This is a genomic window from Nitrospinota bacterium (assembly GCA_035528715.1).
Classification (GTDB): domain Bacteria; phylum JADFOP01; class JADFOP01; order DATKYB01; family DATKYB01; genus DATKYB01.
Map to the genome: position 1 here is coordinate 1 of DATKYB010000088.1, position 4,575 is coordinate 4,575.

Here is a 4,575-nt window from a genome sequence, read left to right on the forward strand (position 1 = left end):
CAAGATCATTCTTGATTAATCTTAATGCATCCTCCATATCAACGGCTTCATATTTTTTAATTTTCATCTTATAAACTCACCACCTCTAAGCCTCTTATATTAGTATTATGAGCAACTTCATTATGAGAAAGTATTACAAGATGGGGAATAAATCTTTCTATAAATCTTTTTAAATGATACCTAATAGAAGGAGAGGTTAACAATATAGGATGATAATTAGTAGATACCAATTTTTCTAAAGATTGATTTATTTTAGTAATCAAATTTTGAGCTGTTGTTGGTTCCATCGCAAGATATGTCCCTTGTTCGGTTCTTTGTATGCTATTGAAAACAAGCTCCTCTGTTTTATTGTCAAGGGTAATAACTGGCAAATCCCCTTCCCCTGAAATATATTGCTTTGTTATAGATCTACTCAATGCTTGTCTTACATATTCAGTAAGTACGATGGAATCTTTGTTTATTGGAGCATAATCAGCAAGTGTTTCCAATATAGTCAATAAATCTCTTATAGAAACATCTTCCTTTAATAAGTTTTGTAATACCTTTTGTACCTGACCTAATGTCAAGAGGTTGGGTATTAACTCTTCTACTACTTTGGAATGGGAAAGAGAAAAGTTATCTAATAGAGACTGAACTTCCTGACGTCCGAGGAGTTCATGAGCATGGGTCTTAATAACCTCGGAGATATGGGTCGCCATCACTGTTGAGGAATCCACAACAGTATAGCCTGCTAACTGAGATCTTTCTTTGTCTGCTTCTGTAATCCATACTGCCGGAAGTCCAAAAGCAGGCTCCTTGGTAGCAATCCCTTTGATTTCTTTCTCAACAGTTCCAGGGTTCATAGCAAGATAAAGATCCTTCATCAATTCTGCTTTTGCTACCTCTACGCCTTTCATCAAAACAGAGTATTCATTTGGTTTTAGTTGTAAGTTATCCCTAATATGTAAAGGTGGTACGATAATCCCCATCTCGAGGGCGAAGTGACGGCGTATGGATTTAATTCTTTCCAAAAGATCACCCTTTTGATCAACATCAACCAAGGGAATGAGGTTATAACCTACTTCTAATCCCAACACATCTAAAGGAAGGAGGGTTTCTACTTTTTCTTTAATCTTTGATCTTCCAATCTTACTCTGCTTTTCTTTCTCTTTCTTAATTTCGATCTTTTCTGATTTCAATGTAAAATAGGCAATAGCGCCTGTTATCACTGATAAGGTGATAAAAGGAAATTTGGGTAGTCCCGGGATTAAACCAAAGAAAAATAATATTGCTGACGCTATGATGACTGGTGTAGGCTTAAGAAATATCTGGCGGGTAATTTCTTTTCCCAAATTTGATTGAGACTCTACTCTTGTAACAACGATACCTGCTGCTGTAGAAATGACAAGAGCAGGAATCTGCGTTACTAATCCATCTCCAACAGTAAGTAATGTATATGTCTGGGCAGCATCACCCAAAGACATCCCTTGTTGCAACGAACCAATAATGAGCCCACCCAGTATATTAATAAATGTGATGATGATTCCTGCTATAGCATCTCCTCTCACAAATTTACTTGCACCATCCATCGCTCCGTAAAAATCTGCCTGTTTTTCTATTTTTCTGCGTTTTTCTCTTGCCTCTTCTTCTCCTATCAAGCCAGCATTTAAATCAGCATCGATACTCATTTGCTTACCAGGCATAGCATCTAGGGTAAAACGAGCTGCAACTTCGGCAATTCTTCCAGAACCTTTTGTTATTACGACAAAATTTATAATTACCAATATGAGAAAGACAATAGAACCGACGACATAATTCCCTCCGACCACAAAGGTTCCAAAAGATTGAATAACATTTCCTGCAGCATCTGTTCCTTCATTTCCGTGGAGTAAAATTAATCGAGTCGATGCAATATTGAGAGCCAAACGATATAAAGTAGTAATTAATAATAGTGAGGGAAATACAGAGAATTCCAGAGGATGATACGTATACATTGCTACCAATATGATCATCAATGACAGAGTAATACTGAATGACAGAAGAATATCCAAGGCAATGGTCGGAAGAGGAATGATCATAATGATAAGAATAGCAATTACGCCAAGAGCTACCGCCGCATCACTATGTTTTGTTATAAATGGTATTCCTGTCCTCTTTTCAATTCTCTCCATATTTTTCTTATCCTATATCTCTCTGTTCTCCGAATCGTTTCTTTTTAAGTTGATAAACAAAAGCCAAGACCTCAGCAACCATTTTGTACAATGATATAGGTATGATTTCTCCAATATCCACCAGTTTATATAGTATTTTTGCAAGAGGCTTGTTCTCTACAAGGGGGATCCCGTTTTTTCTGGCAATCTCCTTTATTTTCTCTGCTATAAACCCAGCCCCTTTAGCTACAACGGTTGGAGCAATCATTCTCTCTTTATTATATTCCAATGCCACGGCTAAATGAGTGGGGTTGGTTACGACAACATCAGCTTTTGAGATGCTTTCCATCATCCTTCTTCTTGCCATTTGATATTGAATGCTCCTTATCTTCTTTTTGACCTGTGGATCGCCTTCCCTTTGCCTCAATTCGTCTTTGACTTCCTCTTTTGTCATCTTTAATTCCTCTTCATATTCATGCCTTTGGAAGATATAATCCAAAATAGCTAGTGCAATAAGGGCCCATATTGTCCTTAAGAGGATCTTTAATGATATGATTCCAATATAAGATAGTATCTCTGAGGTATTTCTATCCGTTAAAAGAAAAACATTTGAAATTTCCTGCTTGATAGTAATAAAAGCAATAAAAGCAACAATAATGAGCTTTATTACTGACTTGGGTAGTTCAATAAGAGACCTCTTTGAGAACATTTTAGTGATGCCTTTAACAGGGTTTAGTTTATTTAGTTTTAAACTAAGGGGTTCGAGGCTAAAGAGGAATCCTATCTGAATAATACAGGAAGCAACACCGGCTACTAGTATTGCTAAAAGGAGGGGTGCAAGAATCTTAGAAAACGTAGATATCCCATCAATTAACAGAGTCTGAGCAGTGGAGGGATTGAAATCAAAGGATCCGCTCTCGTAAAAATATTTATGCATGATCACTAAGGTGCAATTAAGCATATAAGAACCTGCAAAATAAAAAATCAAAAGACTGGTCAGCAATACAGCGGCTGTTGATACCTCTTTGCTGATAGCTACTTGACCTTTACGCCTTGCATCTTCTTTTCTTTTAGGTGTTGCTTTTTCGGTTTTGCTAGGATCTTTAGCCATCGTTTATTCCCTAATTACATAAATCTTAAAATCTGCATAATACTTTTCTCAAGACCAAGAAATTCTTTGCTTAATAAAAATGAAAAAAATGGAAAAGACAGACCGAGAAATAAAAGCCCGATAGAAATCTGCAAAGGAAATGCTACAATCATTATATGAACTTGTGGAACAGTTCTCGCTATGATACCAAAAGCGACGTTTGTGAATAAGAGGGTAGCAATGACTGGGGCTCCTATCTTAATTGCCAGAATAAACATGTTTTCACTCAGGTTAAGAATCAACTCCATCAAGTTTCCAGAGAGGCTCAGGCCAAAAGGTGGTATTAACTGAAAACTGCTTGATATAGCCTTGAAAAAAAAATGATGGGCATTTATCGAAAGAAATATCAAAACTGCCACGATATTCTCAAAAGTCGAGAGAATGGACGCTTGAATGCCGGTTACAGGATCAATAACCCTTGCGATAGCAAATCCCATTTGAAATCCTACAAGTTGACCTGAAAGCTGAACCCCTGCAAATATTAATCTTGCTGTCAGCCCTAAAATTGCCCCTATGATTATCTCACCCACTATGGCTGGTATGAGGGTTAAGGTACCAAGCGGAAAGTTAATTCCGCTTAGATCAACGACAGGGAAGAGCGTCAAAGAGACAGCAAAGACTAATCCAATCTTTATCCGTCTTGATAAGCTCTCACTCCCAAAGATAGGAAGAGTCATTAAAATTGCCCCAACGCGTATAAATATTAATAAAAAAGCTTCAATTTGACTCTGGTCAATATTCAACTGGCTCATTTTTAAGAAAGTTTCACTTCACATATATATGAAGATTTTGAAACAAATTTAATGTAAAATTCATCATTATTTCCATCATCCATGGGAAAAATATTATCAGTGCCACAAGTACAGCCACTATCTTGGGTACAAAGACAAGTGTGATCTCGTTTATCGATGTAATTGTCTGAAAGATACTCACAATAATTCCAATAATGAGACCGATACCTAACATCGGTGCACCGACCATCAGGGTAACGATAACCGCTTCTTTTGCAAAACTACCTACAAAGTCAGGCGTCATTTATACTCCTTTTCCTATTTTCAAACTCTTTATGCAAAACTTCTCACTAAAGAGCCAACGATTAAATCCCAGCCATCCACTAATACAAACAGCATCAGCTTAAAGGGAAGAGCAATCATAATCGGTGGCAGCATCATCATCCCCATGGATAAGAGAACACTGGCTACAATCATATCCAATATCAAAAAAGGGATGTATATCAAAAATCCTATCTGGAAAGCAGTTTTCAATTCACTGATAATAAATGCTGGAATAAGAGTG

Annotated in this window: 5 protein-coding genes; all 5 read right to left on the reverse strand. The window is 36.9% G+C overall.

The window, feature by feature from the left end; all coding sequences use genetic code 11:
- Window positions 1-68: 68 nt before the first annotated feature.
- Entirely contained in the window at window positions 69-2,150 is a 2,082-nt protein-coding gene (gene flhA / locus VMW81_06505; protein ID HUU50590.1) for a flagellar biosynthesis protein FlhA, read from the reverse strand.
- A 7-nt stretch (window positions 2,151-2,157) separates the two neighbouring features.
- Window positions 2,158-3,240: a flagellar biosynthesis protein FlhB gene (gene flhB / locus VMW81_06510; GenBank protein ID HUU50591.1), complete on the reverse strand. Its 1,083-nt coding sequence runs from the start codon at window positions 3,238-3,240 to the stop codon at window positions 2,158-2,160.
- Between the two features lie 14 nt (window positions 3,241-3,254).
- Entirely contained in the window at window positions 3,255-4,031 is a 777-nt protein-coding gene (gene fliR / locus VMW81_06515) for a flagellar biosynthetic protein FliR (protein HUU50592.1), read from the reverse strand.
- Between the two features lie 13 nt (window positions 4,032-4,044).
- Entirely contained in the window at window positions 4,045-4,314 is a 270-nt protein-coding gene (gene fliQ, locus VMW81_06520; protein HUU50593.1) for a flagellar biosynthesis protein FliQ, read from the reverse strand.
- A gap of 29 nt (window positions 4,315-4,343) precedes the next feature.
- On the reverse strand, window positions 4,344-4,575 hold a 232-nt coding region (locus tag VMW81_06525), incomplete at its 5' end, for a flagellar biosynthetic protein FliP (protein ID HUU50594.1).

Excerpts from the sequence above, each read along its gene's own strand:
- flhA (HUU50590.1), bottom strand. The coding sequence starts at position 2,150 with ATGGAGAGAATTGAAAAGAGGACAGGAATACCATTTATAACAAAACAT.
- flhB (HUU50591.1), bottom strand. The coding sequence starts at position 3,240 with ATGGCTAAAGATCCTAGCAAAACCGAAAAAGCAACACCTAAAAGAAAA.
- fliR (HUU50592.1), bottom strand. The coding sequence starts at position 4,031 with ATGAGCCAGTTGAATATTGACCAGAGTCAAATTGAAGCTTTTTTATTA.
- fliQ (HUU50593.1), bottom strand. The coding sequence starts at position 4,314 with ATGACGCCTGACTTTGTAGGTAGTTTTGCAAAAGAAGCGGTTATCGTT.